Source organism: Yersinia thracica (assembly GCF_902170565.1).
GTDB lineage: Bacteria > Pseudomonadota > Gammaproteobacteria > Enterobacterales > Enterobacteriaceae > Yersinia > Yersinia thracica.
This window is the reverse complement of the sequence record NZ_CABHXX010000030.1, coordinates 77,454-100,601: the sequence shown is the minus strand read 5'-3', so window position 1 is coordinate 100,601 and position 23,148 is coordinate 77,454. Positions and strand designations below refer to the sequence as shown.

The window sequence follows — 23,148 nt, the reverse complement described above, 5'->3', positions numbered from 1 at the left end:
AGGCGAGAGAATGAACCAGAGCAATAATATATCTGTCAGCTTTAAAGTTGTAGTGTATTGGTTGCCCTTAATCCTCCGAATCACTGACGGGCCTTGACCTTACAATATAAGTCAGCTCACCGGGATTGATGAGCCTCATCCTTGAGACTCACTCTACATATTGGAACTTGGTGGGTATGCTTGAAATTAAAGACCAGGTCTTGGGTTACCCGCCAGCTTAGCCAGTGCTTCGGTATTCTCGATAGTAATATATTTACCTTTCACACTCAGAATATCGCTTTTCTGGAAACGGCCCAACAAGCGGCTGATAGTTTCTACCGTCAGACCCAAATAGTTGCCGATATCGCCACGAGTCATAGTGAGACGGAATTCACGTGGTGAGAAACCGCGCTGAGCAAAACGGCGAGAGAGATTATAAATAAAGGCCGCCAGACGCTCTTCTGCATTCTTTTTAGAAAGCAGTAAAATCATGTCTTGATCACCTTTAATCTCACCACTCATTAGACGCATCATTTGTTGGCGCAGATTTGGCATTTTGCCGGATAAGTCATCCAGTGTATCAAACGGGATTTCGCAAACCATTGATGTTTCGAGGGCTTGCGCAAAGCTTGGATGCTGTAGGTTACTGATGGCATCAAAACCGACTAAATCACCCGCCAAATGGAAACCGGTAATTTGCTCATCACCTTCTTCGGTAATGGTGTAGCTTTTGATGGTCCCGGAACGGATGGCATACAGTGATTTAAGCTCATCACCTGCTTTAAACAGCGCCTGTCCTTTCTGAATAGGTTTTTTTCTTTCAATGATATTGTCGAGCTGGTCCAGCTCGTTTTCATTCAAAGTAAAAGGAATACAGAGCTGGCTGATACTGCAATCCTGACAATGGATTGCACAACCACCAGACTGAATACGTCGGATTACGCGTTTTTCCGGGATCATAGGGTATTCCCAATAATATTGATATGCGTCAATTTTAACATCTTTTCTTGCGTCTGATAAGAGCAAGAATAGTTAGCGTGCTAAAAGATAGCCCTCATGCATTAATAGCCAGCGTTTTCGCTCGATACCACCGGCATAGCCAGTCAATGCACCTTGCTGCCCAATGACCCTATGGCAAGGGACAACAATTGAGATGGGATTCAAGCCATTAGCCATCCCGACAGCCCGCGAAGCTGTGGGGCGGTTAATGCGTTTTGCTAATTCGCCATAAGTCATGGTTTCACCGCAGGGGATTTTACGCAGTTGCTCCCACACCTGACGCTGGAAGTCAGTACCGGCTGTTTTCACGGGTAAATTATCTATAACACTCAGCTCACCGGCAAAATAGCGCTGCATGCAGTCACTTAACCCTCCGGGATTACGTTTCTCCACTAGGGTAAAGGTATGGGTGCCGTAATGATTGCGCAGCAGTTTCATCAGGCGCTCATAATGATCCGTCCAATCAATGGCGCGTAGCCGGTTTTCTTCGTCTGCAATTAATAACAGTTCACCCTGTGGGGTTGCCATCCGATCAATTAAAAACGTTTCCATAGTTCTCCACGACTTTGCGACCACGGCTTAAGTACAAATAAAAATTTGCCGAAGATTATTACATGAAAAATAACATCAATAGAGGACTATCAGGAACGAAAAGTAAAAACCTGCTGTTATTGCGGGGCTAATCGCATAAACCATAAAGTTTAGGTATAAGGTCGGGGTGGGCGAAGTGAGCATAAGCCGCTAGGATAAAAGTCTGTTATTTACGAAATCCATTCATATCAGGTATTCAATTCATGTCCAATGTTACTTTGATTCCTTTATTACGTGATGGCGAACCTCCGGCAGCGGCCATTGAACGCCCAGAGGGCTGCTCACCTTTTATCTTGCTGGCAGACCATGCCGGGCAGCGTATTCCCGCTCAACTTGGGGATTTGGGATTACCTGCCGGGGAAATTGACCGCCATATTGGCTGGGATATAGGCTCATTGGCTACCGCGAAATTACTTAGCCAATATTTGGATGCAACATTGATTCATCAGCGTTACTCGCGCTTAGTGATTGATTGTAACCGCACGCCCGGTATTGCCAGTTCTATTCCTGAAATTTCGGAAAATACGCGAGTCCCACGCAATATTGGTGTCACGGTGGAAGAGGCGCAAGCCCGTCGAACGGAGGTATTCCAGCCTTATCATGACTTAATTACACAGACACTTAATCAGCGCCATGATAGCGGCCAGGCCAGTGTCATTATTTCCATGCACAGCTTTACCCCGTCGTTTAAAAACATTTCACGCCCGTGGCAAATTGGAACTTTGTTTAACCGTAATCCTGAGTTTTCTTTGCAGTTAGTGGCATTTTTACAGCAAGATGGTGCCTTAAATGTCGGCGTTAACCAACCTTACGCCATGACAGATGCCACCGATTTCACTTTGCCATTTCATGCAGAACAGCGCCATTTACCTTATGTAGGAATAGAAATTCGTCAGGATTTTATTGCTCAACCCGATGGGCAGGAACAGTGGGCAAAGCGACTGGCGAGATTGTTACCACAAGTGTTATCCGCCTATAACCATTCAAAATAAGCCGCGATCCATTTATCAACCCAAGAAATATCTGTTGTGCGTTAATTATTTTTCTGAGTTTATGACTGGCCACTATTAATTGGTTATTATCGGTGGCTATAGTTATTTTTAATTCATCACTAATTCATTTATCACACAATAGTAAGGTTGAAAATCTCGTGGAATCCAAACCTGCGCGTATCCTGATCAGTGCCTGTTTGATGGGGAAACCTGTTCGTTATAACGGCAGCGCTCTGTCTGTCCATGATGAAATTATTCAGCGCTGGCAGGATGAAGGGCGGCTGGTGCTAGTTTGTCCAGAACTGGCTGCGGGAATGCCGGTGCCACGCCCACCAGCAGAAATTCAGCAAGGTAATGGCGAGGCGGTATTACAGGGGCAGGCGCGGGTGATTGAGCAATGGGGCAATGATGTCAGCCGGGAATTTCTGCAAGGGGCTTATCAAGCCTTGGAATTGGCTCGAAAACATCAGTGCACATTGGCCATCCTGACGGAAGGTAGCCCATCTTGTGGCAGTAGCCGTATCTATGATGGTCATTTTAATGGCACTCAACGTGCAGGACAGGGAGTAACAACAGCTTTACTGCGCCGCCACGGGATCAAGGTATTCAGTCATCTTCAACTTGAACAAGCTGATGATTTTTTGCGAAGCAGTTCGCAAATCAAGGTTGAAAATTAATCATATGTCATAAAATCCCGCTATACTGTATGAATGTACAGTTCAGGTGTGAGATCGTATCTTTAGTCACTTAATTTTTATTAAAACCATTGAGTCGAGGTAGCGATATGACATTTAAGATAGTCGAAAAAAAAGCGAAAAAGATTGTGGGTATCCGAGTTGTAGGGCCTTATCACGAGACCATTCCAAAAGGATTTGACCAACTATTATCACTTTATACCCAGCACCAAATTCCAGGAAAAGATTGGTTAGCACTTTACTGGGATAACCCAGAAACCAATCCACCGGCTGAATTACGGGCTGATGTCTCCTTATCCGTCGCTGATGACTATACCTTGCCAGTAGAACTTCGTGGCCAGCTAGAGTTACAGGTAATTCCCGCGGGTTTATATGCGGTGTATCACACCCGAGTAACAGATGATGATGATGGCTATGCCAAAGCTTGGGGGGAATTGTATCACCAGCATCTGCCACAAAGTGGCTATCGCCCAGCCGAGGGCGCTTGTTATGAGGTTTACCTCAATGACGGCAGAAGTGACGGCTATTTTGATATCGATATCTATCAATCCGTTGAAAAAGACCAATAAAAGTGGGTTGTAGCCGAGCTGGCTAGCTCGGCTGCTTATGGTGTTCGCGGCATTGCATTTCAACGTTATATCATTGTCAGGAACATGCTGTCAGGAATACTTGGCTCAGCCAGTCACTGAAAATACGCACCCGAGGTGACAATTGTCGATTGCGTGGATACAGAAAAGAAACCGGCATTGGGGGCGGGGCATATTCTGGGAGAATATCAATTAGTGTTCCGGCACGTAAATCTGACTCGATGTGATAACGTGGCACTTGAATAATTCCTAATGCTAGCCGTGCGGCAGTCACGAAACTTTCTGCACCACTAACGGATAGAACAGCCGGTAATTTTACATTTTGAATTTTCATATTTTGAATTTCAGCTGATGAATAGGGTTGTAGCCGTTGATATGAAAGCTCTTTTCTGGCGGAGGGCTGAAATTGTGTACCGATACAAAATTCTAATGGCATTAATCCGCCAGTTGCACTGGAACGAAACCCTACCATCTGATGCCCGGCTAATTCATTAGGTGTGAGTGGTGTTCCATGTTGCTGCAAATAGCGCGGTGCAGCACAAGTTACCTGTGGTAGCAGTGCCACGCGGCGGGCGACCATATCACTGTCTTGCAAATTGCCGACACGCAATACCCCGTCAAAGCCTTCACGAATCAAATCAACCAGCCTATCACCTTCGCTGATAAATAATTCTATATCGGGATATTTTGCTATAAAATCAGTAAGTTGAGGTAATACAAAATGACGAGCCAAGGTGCCTTGTACATCGATTCTCAGTAAACCCCGTGGTTTAGCATTAGCGAACGCCATTTCAGCATCTTCTATATCAGCAATAATTCGCAGGCAACGCTGGTAGTAAGCTTCCCCATCCAGTGTCGGGCTGACATGCCGGGTGGTGCGTTGCAATAAGCGGACATTTAACCGTTTTTCAAGCTGCTTAACGGCATCCGTCACACTAGAGCGAGGTAAATTTAAGTCTTGTGCGGTTTGGGTAAAACTGCGCTGTTCCACTACTCTGATAAACACACGCATTGCATCAATTCTGTCCATACTATTGTTCGGCTTTTTCGGATAGTGTTAACGAATAATAGGTGATTATCCGAATGAGTAAAAGTGGCATGCTCTGTGTACCGGTTTCAGTGGGTGCAGTTTTTGAAAACATGGATTGAGAACTGCCCATAACCCAGTACAAATAATGAAATACATATTCAGGAGAATATTATGACGAATACCACTCAGCAGGTTGCCATTATCACAGGAGCATCACGGGGTATTGGTGCAGCAATAGCCGAGCGTTTAGCCCATGAAGGTTATACCGTTTTTATCAATTACTCTCGGGCTGATGAGGAAGCCGAAGCTTTAGTGCATAAAATTCAACAAGCGGGCGGAAATGCATTGAGTGCCAAAGGGGATATCAGTGATTCTGCCGCTGTCGCTCAATTATTTGCTAAAGCAGAGGCCGCTTTTGGTGGCGTTGATGTCTTGGTCAATAATGCCGGCATCATGTCACTCAGCGCGATTGCCGATAGTGATGATGAACACTTTGACCGCCAGATTGCAATTAATCTGAAAGGGAGCTTTAACGGGATGCGGGAAGCCGCAAAACGCCTTAGAGAGGGTGGGCGAATTGTTAATTTCTCAACCAGTGTGGTGGGTTTAAAATTGGAAAAATACGCTGTTTATGCTGCGACCAAAGCTGCGGTTGAAACAATGACGGCAATCCTGGCGAAAGAATTGCGAGGCCGCAATATTACCGTCAATGCCGTGGCACCGGGGCCCACTGCAACTGACCTTTTCCTTAATGGAAAATCAGCAGAACTCATTGAAAAAATGGCAAAAATGGCACCGTTAGAAAGATTGGGTACACCAGAAGACATTGCTGCGGCAGTGGCATTTTTGGTGGGTAAAGACGGTGGCTGGATTAATGGGCAAGTGCTGCGCGCTAATGGTGGCCTGATTTAGCGCCATTCTGTGAAATGGGGGCGAAAGTTCAGGGGGATAGCTCTGAAAGATAAGGGATAATAATCAACCGCGGTTATTATAAAAGCATTGATTGTTATGAAGGCATTAATTGTTATAAAAGCATTGATTGTATAAATACGTGGATTGCCATAAAAACGGTGGTTGTCATAAAAGCGTCATTTGCCTGTTCTAGTATCCGTTGTAACCAATAAATACAATTTGTATTACTGTTTTACAACAAGGAACTCTACTGATGCAGAACCGCGTATCCACTTTGTCCGGCATAGCGCTATCTACCCTGATGCTGAGCAGCTCTCTATTTGCACCCAATGCTGTCGCGGCCGCCACCGGTTTATATGACCGCAGCGCCCACGGTGATATCACCCAATTTGGTGGCGCTCGCCGTTTGACCGAAGATCAAACTCAGGCTCTTCGTGATTCGCTGTCTAACAAAACAGTAAAAAATGTCATTTTGCTGATTGGCGATGGGATGGGGGACTCAGAGATTACTTCGGCGCGTAATTATGCCATGGGCGCGGGCGGTTTCTTTAAAGGCATTGATGCATTACCGCTGACCGGGCAGTACACGCACTATTCATTAGATAAAAAAACGCAGAAACCTGATTACGTGACTGACTCAGCAGCTTCAGCTACCGCCTGGTCTTCAGGTGTGAAAACCTATAATGGCGCACTGGGTGTTGATGTATTTGGGAAAGATCATGTCACGCTATTGGAACTGGCTAAAAAAGCAGGTAAAGCCACCGGCAACGTTTCAACGGCTGAACTGCAAGATGCCACTCCTGCGGCACAATTTGCTCATGTCACTGGCCGTAAATGTTATGGCCCGGAAGAAACTAGCGAAAAATGCAGCACCAACGCGCTAGAGAATGGCGGCCGTGGCTCTATTACTGAGCAAATGATTGAAGGGCGCGCAGATGTGACATTGGGCGGAGGTTCTAAATCATTCAGCCAACTTGCTAAAGCGGGTGAATGGAAAGACAAATCTTTGCGTGATCAAGCTCTGGCTCGCGGTTATGTAATTGTCGAAAATCTTGATGATCTAAATGCAATCAAACAGGCCGACCAACAAAAACCGCTGTTGGGGCTATTCAGCCCAGGTAATATGCCGGTTCGCTGGCAGGGGCCAAAAGCCTCTTATCACGGCAATATAGATAAACCACCCGTGGTTTGTGAAAACAATGCTGAACGAACTAAAGGCACACCGACCTTAGCCGTGATGACGGAAAAGGCTATCGACCTGCTGAAAACCAATAAAAATGGTTTCTTCTTGCAAGTTGAAGGGGCATCCATTGATAAACAAGATCACGCGGCTAACCCTTGTGGCCAGTTTGGCGAAACCGTCGATCTGGACGAAGCGGTTCAAAAAGCATTGGAATTTGCCCGCGCTGATGGCAATACACTGGTCATTGTGACTGCAGACCATGCCCATTCCAGCCAAATCATTGAAGCGGATGCTAAAGCTCCGGGTTTGACACAGGCATTAACCACCAAAGACGGTGCGGTAATGGCTATCAGCTATGGCAACTCTGAAGATGATTCTCAAGGCCATACCGGCACACAATTACGCATCGCCGCTTATGGCCCACATGCGGCAAATGTTGTTGGCCTAACCGACCAAACAGATTTGTTCTTTACCATGCGCGATGCGATGGCCCTTAAATAAATACCGGCCTATTGGCAGCAGATCCCAGTGCAGTAATGGCTGGGATTTTTCGTTTCTGTTATATATCCATCGTGTTTTTCAACCGCTATTGTAGAATTGGCGTTTATCAGCAGATAATTGATGCGGATGCTTTGATTAAAAAATCAACGATAAAAATTCAATTCTATCATCTGAACACAAATTACCCACCCCCAGCCTTATTTTTTAATTTAATTTATTCTAATCAGACACGAGACAAGCCGAAACTATGGGGTTTATCCTGTGGCTGCAGAGTCTTTACTAGCTGATTGCATAATGAACTGGCATAATTGATTTATTGAAGGTTTTGTCATGCTGTTGTGCCAGGCAAACTGTTATTAACATAAAATATTGACTTACTATTTAATATATAAATTCGACTTAAGTTAAATTTATCGGTTATCTCTATGGTTTTATGCTGCATTTTTCTGGTGTAAAAAGAATTTTTTATTAAAAATTGAGATTAAAGGCAGAATAAAAATTATTATTTTAGGATAGGGGCATATAAATCATCGTGGCGAAAAGAAAGTCTACCGGTACCGGCTGGGTTATCCTGCTGATAGTCGTTTTAGGGCTGATCACCGGTATCCCGAGAGAGGCGTGGATTGCACTGAGTGCGGCTATCTTATGCATGTATTTTGTCTGGCAAAATATCCGCAAGACTAAGGTGCATAGGGGCCAACCGGTTCAGCATAATCGGCCAGAGATTGCGGTGATACCGGATCTGGGCAATTATCAAATAGCCCCGTCACAGTTGGAACCAGAACAAACTACTGCACCCGATGAGGTGAATAAGAAGCCTGCCGCTGAACCTAAAGTAAAACAACCCGATATATCACGGGGTTCTCTCGCCCGTGCATCCTGGCTGCGTCCTGGTGAACTGGCCGTGGTTGCGGGAATAAATTTACCTGACGGTATGGTTTACATTGGTAATAAATACAAAAGTAACCGTACTGGCGCGGAACCCGCCTTTATTAATCCATCAATGGATGTTGCGTCAGAAGAAATAGATATTTCATTGCCTCTGATTGATAGTACACCTGATTATTCAACCTGCTCACCAGAGGCGCGGAAAGGATATTTACAATGGTTATCAGAGGGCCGCAAATCACCCAGCGCAGATATTAGCTATGTTTTCTTATTTTTTTATGGACTAGAACATAGAATACTCATTGATGCAGCTATAGATCCGATAGCAAAAAAAGAACTGCCTATTCTTGAATCTGAAATTAATCGTTTGCTAAAAATATACGGGAAAAATAACGCATTCAATCATTATGCGCAAAACTTATTAGTTTATATCACCAGGGTAAATATAGATGAGAAACTCTATCTTTCTGCCCCCCCGGCAACCCGCGAAGCTTCAACCGAACTGCCGCTGACATTATTAGTTGGATTGGGGCAATTAGCTCTTGACCAGAAACCCTTGCCGGTTGAGTGGGCGCTCGCGTGGGGGGAGGCCGACCCCGCTATTAACCAAAATATATCAATGGCACATTGTGCCGATGTTTTTGCCACATTATTCCGTCAGCGTTATCAAGAACAGTATGGCGATGGATTTTTATTACCCGTTAATAAAACAAAATTACAAATATTCTATCGTCCAGCATCTGCGGGCTTAATGGGGCAAGAATTCTTTCAGCAAATTACTGATCTACCCAATGTTGCTGTGTGCAAAACTCATCGCGATAAACTACGAGCAATATTTGAGGTATGTCAGCAGGAACTTGATATTTACAATCGTTTTGCCAGCATCAACCCGAAGAAAAAAATGTCATTGGAAGGGCAGTTATTAATGCCGGTGGCATTATGGTCGGTGGCATTAAAAACCGAATTAGAGAATATCAAAACCCGAGTGGGTTATGGTTTGCTAATGGTCACTTTGGGTGAATTGTTTCTTCAGCTCAGTACCGCTTGTGGCACCAAACCACTAGAGCGCTTGTCGCGCAGCCATGTAATGGCATTAACCTATGCACTAGCTTCTTTGCAAGTGGGTATCGAACCTGATGTCAGAGCGGATAACCGCACGCCGGTATTGCAAGACACTGTTGCATTGTTTCCTATTGAATCGCTGGTTGCAGAATCGGCTACCTTTGATGCCTATCGTGTCACTATGCTTACCGTCGAATTGGCTTGTGCTGCGGTGATGTTTGATGGGCGTATCGGCGAACCTGAATCCATAATATTGACCCGGCACATTGATGCATGGGGCTTTCTTAGTCCCGGCCAACGTATGCGCTTAAAAGCCTACCTGCAACCGGGTATACGAAAAAATAATACATTGTTGGCACTGAAAAATAATCTGGAGCCACTCTCGTTGGAGAATCGTCGTGTTATTGCGCGTTTCCTCGCACATCTACTGCAAGTTGAAGGGACAATTACACCTCAAGAAGTGAAGTTCCTTGAACGGGTATATAAACGTTTCGCTCTGGACAGTAAATGGGTTTATGCCGATTTGGATAGCCGTGCAACCCCAATGACATTGAGTTTACCATCGGCGGCTGTTGAAGTGGTGACAGATATCGACCCTGTGAACCTGCTGAAAAAAGAAAGCCAAGAATTAGCCAAATTATTGGAGAATTTATTTGTCACGGCCACTGTCGTGGCAGCGACTACGCCAGAGATTAATCCGCAATCTCTGGCAGCCATCACGGCTCATTTACCTGATAGCATTGTGACATTCTTGAAGTTACTGATTTCACGTGATTGTTGGGATCGTGAGAAATTAGTGGATATCACTGCGGATATGGAAATTAAACTTGATGACGCTTTGATTGAAATTAACCGGAAAATATTAGCCGCGTTTGATGCTCCATTAATCACCGGTGATGCCACTATCACGATCAACCGTGATATATCCGCGGCACTCCTTATTTGAAAGAAAAAGTTATTTGAAAGAAAAAGGATGCGTTAGGGATGGAGGGCGTAACTTGAGCTGGGCCACAATACTCGCTACCATAGCGCGCCTAATAATGCCAAATGTCAGAGAGATAATCGTGATGAAATACCAATGGATACTGTTCGATGCAGATGAAACTCTATTTCACTTTGATGCTTATCAAGGGTTAAAGCTCATGTTTTCCCGCTTTAATGTAGATTTCTCTGCACAAGATTTCGACCATTATCAGTTGGTTAATAAACCGCTTTGGGTTGATTATCAAGACGGAAAAATATCAGCGGCCGAATTACAAAGTACTCGTTTTGAAATGTGGGCCGAGAAGCTGGGCGTAACAGCGAATCGCCTGAACAGTGAGTTTTTAATTGCCATGGCGGATATCTGTGCATTGTTACCTGGTGCGCGCGAGTTAGTCGATGCTTTGAGTGGCAAAGTCAATATGGGCATCATTACGAATGGTTTCACCGAATTGCAGACCATCCGATTGGAGCGCACCGGGTTAAAAAATGTCTTTTCTCCGCTGATTATTTCGGAGCAAGTGGGGGCGGCTAAGCCCGATGTTGCGATATTTGAGCATGCTTTCAATTTAATGAATAACCCGGCGAAAGAAGATATTTTGATGGTGGGAGATAACCTCCATTCGGATATTCAAGGTGGTATCAATGCAGGTATTGATACTTGCTGGCTTAATATTCATGGCGCTGTGGCGGATGAAAATATTGCGCCGCGTTATCAAGTCAGTTCACTGGCCGAGTTACAAAAATTACTGCTGGCGTAATTGAGTTATATTTCATGAAATAAGGGCTGTTGACGATATAGTCTCGATAACAGCCCCTTTTATGTCACCGTTGATTGGCGACTAAGTCTTCAACCTGATCAAAAATCGGCATTTCAGAATCAAAGCGGCAAACCTGAAGCACATCTTCGAGTTTTTCTAGTTGGCTTATCATTTGTTGTAAGCGCTGATCATCTAAGACCTGCAACCAGATGCGGCTCTCTTCTCCACCGGCCAGCGGCATACATAATATTCCATCGACGTTAAATGCGCGGCGGGCAAATAACCCACAAATATGGGACATGACTCCAGGATGGTTGCGCACGGTGAGTCGTAGCGTGACGCGCGCAGAAATGACTTGCTGCGGGGCTATTGGCTGAGCTGTCATATTATTCACCTCCAATCATATCGATATTTGCCGCGCCCGGGGGCACCATTGGGTACACTTTTTCATCCACATCAATCAGTGCGTGAATCAGTACCGGGCCAGGGCGGTTTAAAGCCTCATGTAAAGCAGCATAAGGATCGCTGGCCGTATTGAGGTCACAGGTCGAGAAGCCAAACCCTTCAGCAATATGAATAAAATTAGTGCGATAAGGGTAATCCGCAGCAAAAATTCGTTTGCCGAAGAACAGTTCTTGCTGTTGATGGACTAAACCTAATGACTGGTTGTTCATCAAAATAATCTTAACGTTCAGCTGTTGCTCTGCTGCTGTCGCCATTTCTTGAATATTCATCATCAGGCTACCATCACCCGAAAAACACACCACTTTTGCTTGCGGCTTGGCCAGCGCGGCGCCAATTGCAGCGGGCAGCCCAAACCCCATGGTGCCCAGCCCACTGGAGGTCAACCACTGCTGAGGGCGATGCAGAGGGTATGCTTGCGCCACCCACATCTGATGCTGGCCAACATCAGTGGTAATGATAGTGTCGTCATCCAACGCAACGGCGGCCACACGAATCAAACCATAGTGGCACAATGGGTTACCGCTATTGGGCTGATTGAACGGAAATTCGCGCTGTATATCACTGACCATGCCGCGCCATTCATCGCGCGTTTGCCTGTCAACTAAGGGCAGCAAGTGGGTCAATACCTGCTTGATATCGGCATTCATCGCCAGATGTGGGCGGCGAATTTTGCCCAGTTCAGCGGGGTCAATATCAATATGAATGATACTGGCATCTGGGCAGAACTGTTCAGCTTTGCCGATAGCACGATCATCAAATCGCGCACCTAACACAATCAATAAATCAGCTTGTTGCATGATGAGATTGGTTGAGCGCGCGGCGTGCATACCCAACATGCCCAAAGATAATGGATGAAAAGAATGCCAAAATCCAAGATTGATCACAAAGTGACTCGATATGAGGCTAAAATAAGAATTAGTTAATTCATTGAAAAAAAAGAATTATCCGCACTTTTCTGACAATTATCGTGGCGGGAGAATTGTCAAAAAAAGTCTGGTTACTGGCTTGTCATGATTAATCCATTCCATTGAATGGCGTCTTGTTGATGCCTTGTTTAAATTTCAAACAGTAAGGTGGCAATTCTTAGCTTGTATGGAATAACTGGATAAGACGCAAAAGGGACTTATGTATAAATCATTATCTTTGGCTGTAATTGTCGTTTTAGCGGGTTGTGGCGCGAAAAATAACCCTCAAGAAAAAGTTGATATTGATAATTACACGGCTAATCGCATAACTGCTATTATAGAAACACAAGTAAAAACAACCGATAGCCGCCAACCCGGAGAGATTATTAATAAAGTCTCTGCTAATTTTCTGGGAACACCTTATAAGGCGAATATGCTTATTGGCTCACCGACAAAACCTGAAGAGTTAGTGATTGATTTCAGAGGGCTGGATTGTTTTACTTACCTCGATTATGTTAACTCGTTACGTAAGTCTAAGAATACAGCAGATTTTGTTCAGCAGCTTATTGCCACTCGCTATATTGATAGTGATATCAGCTATAAAAATCGAAAGCATTTCTTCACTGATTGGTCTCATCAGCAACCATTAAACGCACAAGATATTACTGCAAAAATAAGTTCACATGCTGTTACCGTGGTTAAATATTTGAATCAAAAAAAGGATGGCGGGGAGTTTATTCCGACATTGAGTACGGTTAAGCGCGATGTTGTTTATATTCCTGCTGAGTTTATTAATGAATCTGTTGTTAGTCAGTTAAAAACCGGTGATTATATTGGTATTTATACAAAAATCAATGGATTGGATGTGACGCACACGGGTATTTTTATCATGACCCCTGATGGGCCAATGCTGCGTAATGCATCTTCACTTAAAAGTAATATGAAAGTTGTTGATTCACCTTTTATTCAATACGTTAAAAATAAGCCAGGGATAGTTGTCCTCAGAGCACTATAAAGTTGACATTAATTTTATATGTATAAAAAGAGGAAATAGTATTAATTAATATATATTGACTGAAATTCAAATTACAAGGAGTTTAATATGTATATGATTGACTATAATAATTTTCGCGCTATCAAATCATTTAATTCCCGTGTGCGATTCTTGGTTTTGCACTACACCGCTGAGAATTTTGAAAACTCCATGAAATCCCTAACGGGTAATAACGTCAGTGTTCACTATTTGGTACCTGACCTTAACGATGAAAGTTATAAGAAAGCTGGGTTTAATGACATGCGGATATTTAACCTGGTAGATGAAAATGCGCGAGCCTGGCATGCCGGGGTCAGTAGTTGGGCAGGGCGCACTAATCTCAATGACACTTCTATTGGGATTGAAATTGTCAATTTAGCCACTGAACATGGCGGCATTTTTAACTTCCCGCCTTATCCGGAAAACCAAATTGCAGCAGTAAAACAATTGGCGGCGAATATTTTACAACGTTACCCAGATATTTCTCCGGTAAATGTTGTTGCCCACTCTGATATTGCTCCCACTCGCAAAAGTGACCCAGGGCCAAAGTTTCCTTGGCAAGAGCTATATAACGATGGCATTGGTGCCTGGTATGATCCGGATACTAAGGAAAAATTCACTCAGCAATTTACCCAGCACGGGTTACCGGCTAAAGCTGACTTACTGAGTCATTTTAGTACTTATGGCTACGATGTTTCTATTGCCAGCAATGATGATGGATATCAGCATCTGATACGCGCATTTCAATTGCACTTTAGACCCGATAATGACCAAGGCAATATTGATATTGAAACAGCCGCTATTTTATATGCTTTAGTGGAAAAATATTTTCCGGCGTCTTGATAGTGAGTATTTAACGCATTAATGACGATGCCCCCTCCTGCTGAATACGGGAGGGAGTTATTATAGTGATGATTTTTACTCGCTATGGGATTAATTAATGCTGGTTTTGTTTGACCAATATTAAGATAGCCGCCAACTGCTCACGATGCTGATCACTGATTTCACTGCTGGCAGAGTAACCCTCATTGTGAATAATCATTTCACCTAAACCGACCAACCAATCATAAATATAAAACGCGGTATTATTAGTCGGTGTCAGGGCCAATTTAGTCAGCCTTTGTGATGGACCCAATGGTGATGATGATTGAGGAGATTGAGCGAAAATCTTATAGCCTCTATTAATACGGCTATCTGGTCGTAGGGATTCATTGATTTGTAAAAAACCAAGCCAGGCGACGAAATCACCTAATAGGGTAAGGGCTCGAGACACTTGGCGATCCGCCTTAGTATCACGATGTAAGCCAACCTGTTCATTATCAGCCAGTATTTTGACTAATTGTCCGGTGATATTTAATCGGATACTGGTCGTTATTAGCTCTGTAGCCAGCAGTTCAATAGTCGGTTTGGCGATGCCCAATAACTCAATGAGGGGGGCATTATCTGGCAACTGCCTCAGGTGATTGATCCAGTAACGTTGTACATTTTTGGCATATTCTGTTTCATAATCGCCACTTGATTGCGTTGCTGCTGACGTCGGCAGTTCAGGCGCTAAAGGTGGGTCGCTGAATAAATCGATATCAATGCCAATACTGAACGGCTCGTGACGACTGACGACTGGGGTGATCAGCTCAACAGCACGATTTTGTTGTCGCAGATAGAGGGCGCGCAACTCATCACGCGAAGGCAATAACCGCTCCAGTAACTCGCCGTGTAAGCCAGTCCGGGTTTGTAGTGCTTTAAGCAATGTTTCGGCGATACGCTGCTTTTGTTGTAATTCGCTGGTTGCAGGTTGGGCCCAACCGACCAACAAATTCTCTGTCAGCTCTCGCTGGAGTTCATGGAGTTGCTCGGTAATACGCTCGGCCTTAATATCACGACGAATTTCTTGTGCCAGATAAGTCACCATGCGCTCAATACCGCGGGTATCCAATGCCAGCATCGTGCCCCAGCTATCACCGGGGTTTCCGACATAGCGTTGCACAGCTTCGTCATGGTTTTTCGCGCCAGCCGAGGAAACGCGTTGATCAAAAGGCGTCAGCGCCCAGATAAGTCCCGGATTCCTGCGCGAACGAACGCTTTTATTTTCGCCCTGAGACTGTTTAACCCAATAGTCCAGCGCCTTACCCACAACTTTTACTTCGGGACGGTTGTTTGCAGCAGTACAGACCAATAACAGGTTTATTTGTTGTTTATCCGTGTAGCGCTCAAGCAGGTAGGTATTCTTAGCCTGTGATAGCGAAGCCGCTAGCGGATAGAGTGTGTGCTCAACATGAGTTTGGACATCGAATACGTCGCTATAATCGGGGAACTCCAATAAGTCGACGGATTCAAACACCTTATCTGAATTAAGTGAATGGCTGGCCGCAGACCTGCGTAGCGGGATCTGTAGCTCAACTGACAACAGAGTTAGCTCCGCGAGTGACACTGTCACGGCGTCTTTTGCAATAATACTCTTTGCAACAGCATTCTCTACAACAGCGTCTTTCAGTGGCAAAACTTGAATCTGAGTGTCCGCCGGGGTGTTCAGGTAGTTGAGTGCGGCAACATTCATGATGCCGTTGGCAGGTAACAATGTATCGTCCACTAATACACTGAGTGGGGCCAATAATTGCGACGCGCCACCCACGTGCTGCAAGGTATAGGCAAAATGGCGATAAGCATCAGTCAGCGGTGGTGATTCGGCCCACAGCAATGAGAATAAAATAGCCCGATCATCAATACTTAAATAAGGTGCTAATTCAATCGCGATGGGCCAAAAATGCGTGTCTAATGTCTTCTGGCGTAATGCGTCATGGCGAATCAAATAATCCCAAAGACTAATGACTTCATCACGGGTAATACCTGCGATGGCTAACGGTTGCCTACGCATCACCAATTGTTGTAGATGATCGCTAATATGTTGTTCATCCAGTGAATACATGCGCATTTCTTGCTGTTTATCTCGCAGAAACGCACTTGCCACTATTTTGGCAAGATCCATTTCATTGAGTAGTGAAAGGTGCACTGGATAGTTTTCATGATTATTGACTGAATCATGGACAACTGAATGGCTAATAACGGCTTGATGGCTAAAGCGAGTCACCAATCCACTAGACTGATATCCGGGTTTAATTTGTTGCCAAAAGTTGAGTGTCTTCCCCGCGAGAGTCGTTTCCAATTGGCCATTTTCACCCGCAATCAATGCAGAAATTAGGTGCTGCTTCCCGGCAGTAGATTGCCCGAAAAAGCCAATGCTCATAGGGGCTAGCGCCATTTCAGACAGATGGTGTGCTTTGTTACGGTGGCGGCGCAGTTTAACCGCCAACTGATCAGCTTCTATGTCCAGACGAATGGCATGTTGGCGCGTATTGTTAATCCAATCAATCGCCTGATCAATGCCTTGAGTCACCTGCTTAAGCTGGCTCTTGAGCTGCTGGTTGGTTAATGATTTCATTTTTTAAATACGCTCCCACTATCAATCCAATAATGGGTTGATGCTGAGCCATTGCTGGCGAGTGTGTTTAGCTTGAGACGCAGATGATGCAACGGGACACGGCTGCCATCTTGCAGTACGGCGTCAGCTATCTCAAAACGTTCCGGGCCACCATTTTTATCAGTAAGTGGCTTATCACCTTTAGTGAGTTTCAATCTGACATGCAGCACGCTATCACCGGCGATTTTGCGAGCCAATTCTTGATCCACAATTGACAAAATATAGAGGGGGGATGGCGGCCAACGGTCATTATCAAGCTGGCGGAATCCAAGGCATAATGTGCCTCTCACCTGAAAATAAGTGTCGGATGGCAAGGCAAAATCAGCACTATCTAGATCGATATCACGATAGTAAACATTTTCATCCGTCAGGGTATCGTTACTGCCCAGCATACCAAGGTAGCGGATGGTCGAATAAGGTTGGAAATCGCCGGCTTTAAAGTAAAAACCCGCCAGCCGTAAATCGAGTGCCAGCAAACACAGCATCGCACCCACCGCGGCAGTGGATTTCGGGTTATCGATTCGGCCCTGTTTGTTAAACGGATACCAATCGCTGGTATGGTATCCATCCAGCGAAAGAATACGATTATTGGGCAGCGGTTGTAGATGGCGGAATAAAGCCTGAATACCGGGGAAGCGCGAAGGGCGACCAGTCAATAGCAGCACGTCACAACTATAGAGCGACACCACTTCGGACAGCGAACGCAGGTTTTGCGTAATACTCATCCGGTTAGACAAAAACTCGCCGTGCAATTTACTTAATTTTAATACCAGCGGGACGTGCAAGATATCAAATTCCCCGGCATCGGCGGGCAATTCACGCTGAACTTCACTGTTAATGTATTCCAATACTTTCGATGTCGGGTACTGGGATAATAACTCACCAAAGCTGGCGTCAATTTCTGCATTAGTCTCCAGTGGGTCAAAGCTTTCATAAGCTTCAAGAATTGCTCGCCCGACTGGCATAAATATTTGTAACGTAGCTTGTTGGCGCAGTGCCGATTGCCCATCCATCCGGCCATCATTGCCGAACAATTTATCCATCAGGGCATCAGTATTGATAACCGCTGCTTTCTTAAGCCGCGCTTGAAGTGCCGGTAAAATATACAGCTGAATAACATCCAGCAAAATATCGTCACCAGCGACTTTAAAACCTTCACGGAACAGCAGGCGGGGGCTGATTTTAACATTATTACCGATGCCATCGTCTAACCAGTATTGTGTGATGGCCAGATCAGTGGTGCCGCCACCAATATCAATTGAGGCGATGCGTAAGGTTTTTCCCGCCGTTTCTCCGGCTTCAAGTTGCTTGTCTGGCCGCGCCATACTGGCAAAAAAGGCCGCAGTCCGGCCACCGAAGTTAACCTGGGTTTCGTTATACAGATAAACCATCTGGCCACAGGTGGCTTCATCCCACTCCATCTGGACAGTCGGTACCGGGACTTGGCTTTTGGCGCGGTCTTGTTCGGAGACAAAGTTATCATCTGCCGGATGCCAACCCATTGATTTCCAGACCAGAGCAATAGCTTCATTCATCCGACGGCGGAAAATTTCTCGCTCAGGTTTGGGCATGGCTGACGGCAACGTCAGAATAATGGCCCGTAACTGCCGTGGGGCATTGGCATGGGTCATTTTCAAACGTTGGGCGGCGCTATTCATGTGCATCAACGCCTGTGTTAGCAATTCAGATAACATAAAAGTCATCAATGAACTGCGGCTATAATGTGGCGAGAATACCGGCAGCCGATCATCCATCGGCATGCTATACAGGGGCTGGCCGTCATCATTAACCAAGTTAATCAGCGGCAGTGCGGTCGCCAGCGGCTCGGAGGGTTGTGTCGATGGTGGTTGTGTAGATGATGGTTGTATAATGGGCGTTTCATTAAATCGCCAACCTGGGGTATAGGTTTCTTCATCCCACAGGTAGCGGCGTGGGCTGGAAATACCAGTAGAACCCTCGGTGCCCAAGCGGTGTAGCGCCATGCGGCTGGCTTCGCTGCCAACACGGGTAATTGACGGCCAAATAAAAGCGTCATCACGGCCACTTTCCACTGAAAAGTTCTGCTTGCCGAATTTTGCTGGTGAAAATTCAACTCGGCTTTCAAACAATTCGTTATACAGATGGTGAGGCTCACTCAAATCGCGGATTTGTAATTCATAGGTTTGTTTCAAACCATGACTTTCATCGCTACTTTCTTCCACTAAAATACCGCAGGTATGTGAATTACCGACATCAAGAATAAGGTCGACGCTCACGGCGGGTTCTTGCAGGGTACTGGTATTGATTTTAATTTCGGGTACACCGACCTGGCTACCCAGTAATTCTAATAAGTTAAGGTAGTGGGCTTGATATTCAAACTCGCGTAATGATGCACTAATATGGCGAGCGGTGCGTTCTTCCTGTTCAGAGGCTTGCTGAATAAAGACTTCCCGCAACCAACCATCAACCCAGGTCAAATCAAGGAATTCGGCTAATTCTTCATTATGGTAAGCCAGCGCAAAACTCAATCCTGTTTTAATATCGTTTTCGTTGGGGGCCAAATATTCGTTGGCATGGCCTTCAGGATAAACTTTGGTATCAAAGGCCAGCGTGATCCGTAATGTATTGCCATCCTGATCCGGGCTATCCAACACTAAAATTTGCACTCTGGCCCAATTATCCGGCCCACTGACGAAAGTGCGCGGCGGATTAAAACGCAGGAAAGGCAGGGGGAGCCAAATTTTATTCAGCAGCTTCAATGATTGTTCTAGCGGGAAACTAAATTCAGGTTTAACAATCTCAGGGGCCGCCCCCGGCACCATCAGCGAATACTTGCCATTATGCTCATGATAATTCAGGCGCAGTAGCGGGCCATTGGCACTTTTACGCACAAATTTATTCGGCAGTTCGCTATTACATTCAGGTTTTAAGGCGAAGTCCAAAAACTGGATACCACTATTCTGAATCAGCGAAATTTTCTGTTTATAGTCAGTGATCGTTGCCAGCATAATATTATTTAGTCTCGCGCTTCATCGTCATTGGAAGTGTGGTATTGGCATCATAACGGCCTTTGCAATCGGCAATGCCGGTAATGCCTTGCTTACAGACGATCTCAGGGATTTGATATTTTGAACCATCACTACACTGCGCCTTATAACGGCTGTTGATCACCAAATTGCCCGATTTCATTAACCCGGCGGTAATATTAGCCTGGCAGGTGACATTGTCACCGTGGGTAATTCTTACCGTGCCTTTGCCATTTTTAATCTGATATCTCAAGCTGGGCGCTTTACCGGTTTGGGCCGCTTTAATATCGGGGCTGACGCGCCAATTGCCATTAAGAAATGCCGTTGACCCCACTTTGACCGCCTCGAAGGGGAGTATCAATGCGCTTTTGCTCTGTGCCGCAGTTAACTCTGGCACTGCAACAGGTTCTGCTACCACCGGTTGCGGGGGAAAAATGGTGGCATTATCCAGCGGAAGTTGCGGCTCAAGGGCGGGCTGGATAATCTTGATGGCCGGGGCACTGACCTCTGGTGCGCTCTTCTCCTCAGCCGTTACATCGGCCACAATTTTATCCTCAGCCACCGCTGGCGAAACGCTCTCTGGCATACCGCCACTAAATTGCACAATTAAGGCAATGATTAAGGCCAGCACTGGCAATAGCCAACTGAACCGCAACCAGCGGGTCAGTTTTTTCTCTGGTGTGGATAGCGGAGTGGGTTCTATGGCTGGGGCCGGTTGTATCACGGGAGCAATATCGGTCGGCGGTGGTAATTCGGCAGCGGCAACCGGTGACGTTATCGGCGCAGAGGGCGCAGCACTTAGGGGGATAATCGTTGGCTCAATGGCTTCAGCGGTTTGCCGTAAGCAATCAAGTGGGTCCGTCCGTGTTTTCTGATCCCGGCTGACAAAGCCCCAAAAGGTCAACACCGGCTTGCCCGCCACCAGATAAACATGATTCTGATCAGGGAATTGCATGGTTTTCGCCAACAACACCCCTAATAATCGGTGGGCGGCTTTATCTGATTGTTGTGCGCGCTGGCATAAATCATTGGCGCTAGACAGACAGGCTGACAATTGCTTTATGGCGGATTTTCGCTCAGTGGTACTGGCCGCAACCCATGAGGTGACTTTACCCTCAATAGGGGCATACCAATCAATGCGATCCCCACGCTCATTGAGCTGAGGAATCGCCAGGCAATCAGCAATAGCTTGCTGTTTTTTAAGGCGTAATGCCTCTCTAATCTGAAACGCAGAAGCATAAACTGGTTGTCCGTTTTCGCCCAACGCCAGAATATCGTCCAAACTACCACTGCGTAAAAATGATTTCGCCACGCAAAAGAGACCTTTTCAAAGCAGAAAATAAAGTGTTATCTGCGACAGTCACTATTTTAAGGTGGATGAGGGGGAATCAAACGCAGGAATAAGTGGCAAAATAGGGCGTTGTTTATAAGAAAAGCGTGGAGGACAAAAAGAAGGGATACATCAAAGCTGTTTGTCATACATGACAGAAATTGCCGGGTAGAATTGATACAGTCACTCTATTAATCCTCATATTTCTATTGCTGCCCAACTTTATTGAGTAAGCTAAACACCGCCTTTACGCGTATTGAAAGGAGATACCTTGAATCAATCACAAGCTACAACTCATCTCTCGGCCACTGAGGCGATAGAGAGACTGGAGACGTTATACGAGGCGGCGCTGAGCGCATTGCGTGATGCTATCAGCGCATATATTCGTGATGGCGCTTTGCCTGATGTGGGTGACCGGGCGAAGGGCTTCTTTTCGTATCCGCAACTGAGTGTCAGTTGGGATGGCCGCTTCCGTGACCATCAACGCACCCGAGCTTACGGGCGCTTCTCACGCACCGGCCAATACAGCACCACCGTCACTCGGCCTGCGTTATTCAGGGAGTACCTGACTGAGCAACTCACATTGCTGGAAGCTGAGTATGGTGCAGTATTCGAAGTGACACCGTCACAACAAGAGATGCCTTATCCCTTTGTTATTGATGGCTCCGACCTTATTCTCGACCGCTCGATGACGGCAGGGCTGGCTCAGCACTTTCCAACCACCGATCTGGCTAAAATCGGCGATGCCATCACTGATGGTATTGATATTGCTGGCGCTGATTTCCCGCTATCGCATTTTGATGCGCTGCGCACCGATTTTTCACTGGCGCGGCTCAAACACTATACCGGCACACCGGCAGAACATATTCAGCCCTATATTCTGTTTACCAATTACAGCCGCTATGTTGATGAATTTGTCAGCTGGGCTTGTGAGCAAATTCTTGATCCCGCCAGCCCCTATAAAGCGTTATCCTGCGCTGGCGGGAGCTACATAACCGCCGAAAACGCGGACCCGGAGAAGACAACCTCCGATCTGGCGTGGAAAAAATATCAAATGCCTGCCTATCATTTAATCGCTGAAAGCGGGCATGGCATCACCTTGGTGAATATTGGCGTTGGCCCATCCAACGCCAAAACCATTTGCGACCATCTGGCGGTGATGCGGCCACACGCGTGGCTGATGATTGGGCATTGTGGTGGTTTACGTGAAAGTCAGGCGATTGGCGATTATGTCCTGGCCCATGCTTATTTGCGCGACGACCATGTGCTGGATGCAGTGTTGCCACCGGATATTCCGATCCCCAGCATTGCTGAAGTTCAGCGGGCATTATATGACGCCACCAAAGCGGTGAGTGGTATGCCGGGCGTTGAAGTCAAACAACGGCTGCGTACTGGGACCGTGGTCACTTCCGACGATCGCAACTGGGAACTGCGTTTTTCTGCCTCTGCCTTGCGTTTTAATCTCAGTCGGGCGGTCGCGGTTGATATGGAAAGTGCCACGATCGCGGCGCAAGGTTATCGGTTCAGGGTGCCTTACGGCACATTACTCTGTGTCTCGGACAAACCTTTGCATGGCGAAATCAAACTGCCGGGGCAAGCGAATCATTTTTATGAGGGCGCTATTTCCGAACATTTGCAGATTGGTATTCGGGCCATAGATTTACTGCGGGCGGAAGGTGATCAACTGCATTCGCGTAAGTTGCGCACCTTTAACGAGCCGCCGTTCCGTTAATATCCTGTGTGATCGCGGGCAAGATATCCATTGATATTCTGC

At 46.0% G+C, this 23,148-nt stretch carries 17 protein-coding genes and 1 pseudogene; 10 read left to right on the top strand and 8 right to left on the bottom strand.

The features are described from left to right. Nucleotides 1-186: 186 nt before the first annotated feature. On the bottom strand, nucleotides 187-939 hold the full coding sequence (locus FTA91_RS03955; RefSeq protein WP_050114665.1) for an FNR family transcription factor: 753 nt from the start codon (nucleotides 937-939) through the stop codon (nucleotides 187-189). Between the two features lie 72 nt (nucleotides 940-1,011). Beyond that, nucleotides 1,012-1,530 (bottom strand): methylated-DNA--[protein]-cysteine S-methyltransferase, encoded by a 519-nt coding sequence (gene ogt / locus FTA91_RS03950; RefSeq protein WP_145582978.1) that lies wholly within the window; start codon nucleotides 1,528-1,530, stop codon nucleotides 1,012-1,014. Nucleotides 1,531-1,772: 242 nt separating this feature from the next. Between ogt and FTA91_RS03945 the strand changes: the two genes are divergently transcribed. The 3 genes from FTA91_RS03945 to sbmC all read left to right on the top strand — a co-directional run bounded on the left by FTA91_RS03945 (nucleotide 1,773) and on the right by sbmC (nucleotide 3,825). Next, the gene (locus FTA91_RS03945; RefSeq protein ID WP_050114660.1) at nucleotides 1,773-2,561 is read left to right on the top strand and encodes an N-formylglutamate amidohydrolase; all 789 of its coding nucleotides are present in this window, start codon (nucleotides 1,773-1,775) and stop codon (nucleotides 2,559-2,561) included. A 158-nt stretch (nucleotides 2,562-2,719) separates the two neighbouring features. Next, entirely contained in the window at nucleotides 2,720-3,238 is a 519-nt protein-coding gene (locus FTA91_RS03940; RefSeq protein WP_050114657.1) for a 2-thiouracil desulfurase family protein, read from the top strand. A 107-nt stretch (nucleotides 3,239-3,345) separates the two neighbouring features. Continuing rightward, on the top strand, nucleotides 3,346-3,825 hold the full coding sequence (gene sbmC / locus FTA91_RS03935; RefSeq protein WP_050114654.1) for a DNA gyrase inhibitor SbmC: 480 nt from the start codon (nucleotides 3,346-3,348) through the stop codon (nucleotides 3,823-3,825). Nucleotides 3,826-3,901: 76 nt separating this feature from the next. Here sbmC and FTA91_RS03930 read toward each other — a convergent pair whose 3' ends face one another. After that, nucleotides 3,902-4,873 carry a LysR family transcriptional regulator gene (locus FTA91_RS03930; protein ID WP_050114652.1) on the bottom strand — a complete coding sequence of 324 codons (972 nt, stop codon included), beginning with the start codon at nucleotides 4,871-4,873 and terminating at the stop codon, nucleotides 3,902-3,904. Between the two features lie 171 nt (nucleotides 4,874-5,044). Here FTA91_RS03930 and FTA91_RS03925 point away from each other — a divergent pair, with 171 nt between their 5' ends. The 4 genes from FTA91_RS03925 (at nucleotide 5,045) to yjjG (ending at nucleotide 11,161) form a co-directional block, all read left to right on the top strand. Further along, a complete protein-coding gene (locus FTA91_RS03925) occupies nucleotides 5,045-5,785 on the top strand; it encodes an SDR family oxidoreductase (protein WP_145535973.1) in 741 nt (246 codons plus the stop codon). A 253-nt stretch (nucleotides 5,786-6,038) separates the two neighbouring features. Beyond that, nucleotides 6,039-7,469: an alkaline phosphatase gene (gene phoA, locus FTA91_RS03920; protein WP_050114646.1), complete on the top strand. Its 1,431-nt coding sequence runs from the start codon at nucleotides 6,039-6,041 to the stop codon at nucleotides 7,467-7,469. Between the two features lie 532 nt (nucleotides 7,470-8,001). Beyond that, nucleotides 8,002-10,365, top strand: a complete 2,364-nt coding sequence (locus FTA91_RS03915; RefSeq protein ID WP_050114643.1) for a tellurite resistance TerB family protein — start codon at nucleotides 8,002-8,004, stop codon at nucleotides 10,363-10,365. 121 nt (nucleotides 10,366-10,486) lie between these two features. Then, nucleotides 10,487-11,161 (top strand): pyrimidine 5'-nucleotidase, encoded by a 675-nt coding sequence (gene yjjG / locus FTA91_RS03910; RefSeq protein WP_050114641.1) that lies wholly within the window; start codon nucleotides 10,487-10,489, stop codon nucleotides 11,159-11,161. A 64-nt stretch (nucleotides 11,162-11,225) separates the two neighbouring features. Here yjjG and ilvN read toward each other — a convergent pair whose 3' ends face one another. After that, nucleotides 11,226-11,546 (bottom strand): acetolactate synthase small subunit, encoded by a 321-nt coding sequence (ilvN, locus tag FTA91_RS03905; protein ID WP_145582976.1) that lies wholly within the window; start codon nucleotides 11,544-11,546, stop codon nucleotides 11,226-11,228. 1 nt (nucleotide 11,547) lies between these two features. Next, nucleotides 11,548-12,480: pseudogene (locus tag FTA91_RS03900) on the bottom strand (thiamine pyrophosphate-dependent enzyme); the annotation flags it as partial. Between the two features lie 271 nt (nucleotides 12,481-12,751). Here FTA91_RS03900 and FTA91_RS03895 point away from each other — a divergent pair. Continuing rightward, nucleotides 12,752-13,546, top strand: coding sequence for a DUF1460 domain-containing protein (locus FTA91_RS03895; RefSeq protein WP_050114635.1), 795 nt, complete (start codon nucleotides 12,752-12,754; stop codon nucleotides 13,544-13,546). A gap of 87 nt (nucleotides 13,547-13,633) precedes the next feature. After that, nucleotides 13,634-14,407, top strand: coding sequence for an N-acetylmuramoyl-L-alanine amidase (locus FTA91_RS03890; RefSeq protein WP_050114632.1), 774 nt, complete (start codon nucleotides 13,634-13,636; stop codon nucleotides 14,405-14,407). Between the two features lie 94 nt (nucleotides 14,408-14,501). Here FTA91_RS03890 and FTA91_RS03885 read toward each other — a convergent pair whose 3' ends face one another. The 3 genes from FTA91_RS03885 to FTA91_RS03875 are packed head-to-tail and all read right to left on the bottom strand — an operon-like array spanning nucleotide 14,502 to nucleotide 21,356. Continuing rightward, nucleotides 14,502-17,000, bottom strand: coding sequence for a putative virulence factor (locus FTA91_RS03885; protein ID WP_145582975.1), 2,499 nt, complete (start codon nucleotides 16,998-17,000; stop codon nucleotides 14,502-14,504). Next, nucleotides 16,997-20,026, bottom strand: coding sequence for a virulence factor SrfB (locus tag FTA91_RS03880; RefSeq protein WP_145582973.1), 3,030 nt, complete (start codon nucleotides 20,024-20,026; stop codon nucleotides 16,997-16,999). Before FTA91_RS03880 ends, FTA91_RS03885 begins: the two co-directional genes overlap by 4 nt. A 4-nt stretch (nucleotides 20,027-20,030) precedes the next feature. Beyond that, a complete protein-coding gene (locus FTA91_RS03875; protein ID WP_050114627.1) occupies nucleotides 20,031-21,356 on the bottom strand; it encodes an SrfA family protein in 1,326 nt (441 codons plus the stop codon). 289 nt (nucleotides 21,357-21,645) lie between these two features. Between FTA91_RS03875 and FTA91_RS03870 the strand changes: the two genes are divergently transcribed. Next, on the top strand, nucleotides 21,646-23,106 hold the full coding sequence (locus tag FTA91_RS03870) for an AMP nucleosidase (RefSeq protein WP_050114625.1): 1,461 nt from the start codon (nucleotides 21,646-21,648) through the stop codon (nucleotides 23,104-23,106). The last annotated feature ends 42 nt before the right edge of the window (nucleotides 23,107-23,148 follow it).

What these genes read in the sequence shown, in the direction of transcription:
- yjjG (WP_050114641.1), top strand. Translation starts at nt 10,487, where the DNA reads ATGAAATACCAATGGATACTGTTCGATGCAGATGAAACTCTATTTCAC.
- FTA91_RS03945 (WP_050114660.1), top strand. Translation starts at nt 1,773, where the DNA reads ATGTCCAATGTTACTTTGATTCCTTTATTACGTGATGGCGAACCTCCG.
- FTA91_RS03890 (WP_050114632.1), top strand. Translation starts at nt 13,634, where the DNA reads ATGTATATGATTGACTATAATAATTTTCGCGCTATCAAATCATTTAAT.
- phoA (WP_050114646.1), top strand. Translation starts at nt 6,039, where the DNA reads ATGCAGAACCGCGTATCCACTTTGTCCGGCATAGCGCTATCTACCCTG.
- ilvN (WP_145582976.1), bottom strand. Translation starts at nt 11,546, where the DNA reads ATGACAGCTCAGCCAATAGCCCCGCAGCAAGTCATTTCTGCGCGCGTC.
- FTA91_RS03885 (WP_145582975.1), bottom strand. Translation starts at nt 17,000, where the DNA reads ATGAAATCATTAACCAACCAGCAGCTCAAGAGCCAGCTTAAGCAGGTG.
- FTA91_RS03925 (WP_145535973.1), top strand. Translation starts at nt 5,045, where the DNA reads ATGACGAATACCACTCAGCAGGTTGCCATTATCACAGGAGCATCACGG.
- FTA91_RS03880 (WP_145582973.1), bottom strand. Translation starts at nt 20,026, where the DNA reads ATGCTGGCAACGATCACTGACTATAAACAGAAAATTTCGCTGATTCAG.
- FTA91_RS03955 (WP_050114665.1), bottom strand. Translation starts at nt 939, where the DNA reads ATGATCCCGGAAAAACGCGTAATCCGACGTATTCAGTCTGGTGGTTGT.
- sbmC (WP_050114654.1), top strand. Translation starts at nt 3,346, where the DNA reads ATGACATTTAAGATAGTCGAAAAAAAAGCGAAAAAGATTGTGGGTATC.
- FTA91_RS03930 (WP_050114652.1), bottom strand. Translation starts at nt 4,873, where the DNA reads ATGGACAGAATTGATGCAATGCGTGTGTTTATCAGAGTAGTGGAACAG.
- FTA91_RS03895 (WP_050114635.1), top strand. Translation starts at nt 12,752, where the DNA reads ATGTATAAATCATTATCTTTGGCTGTAATTGTCGTTTTAGCGGGTTGT.
- ogt (WP_145582978.1), bottom strand. Translation starts at nt 1,530, where the DNA reads ATGGAAACGTTTTTAATTGATCGGATGGCAACCCCACAGGGTGAACTG.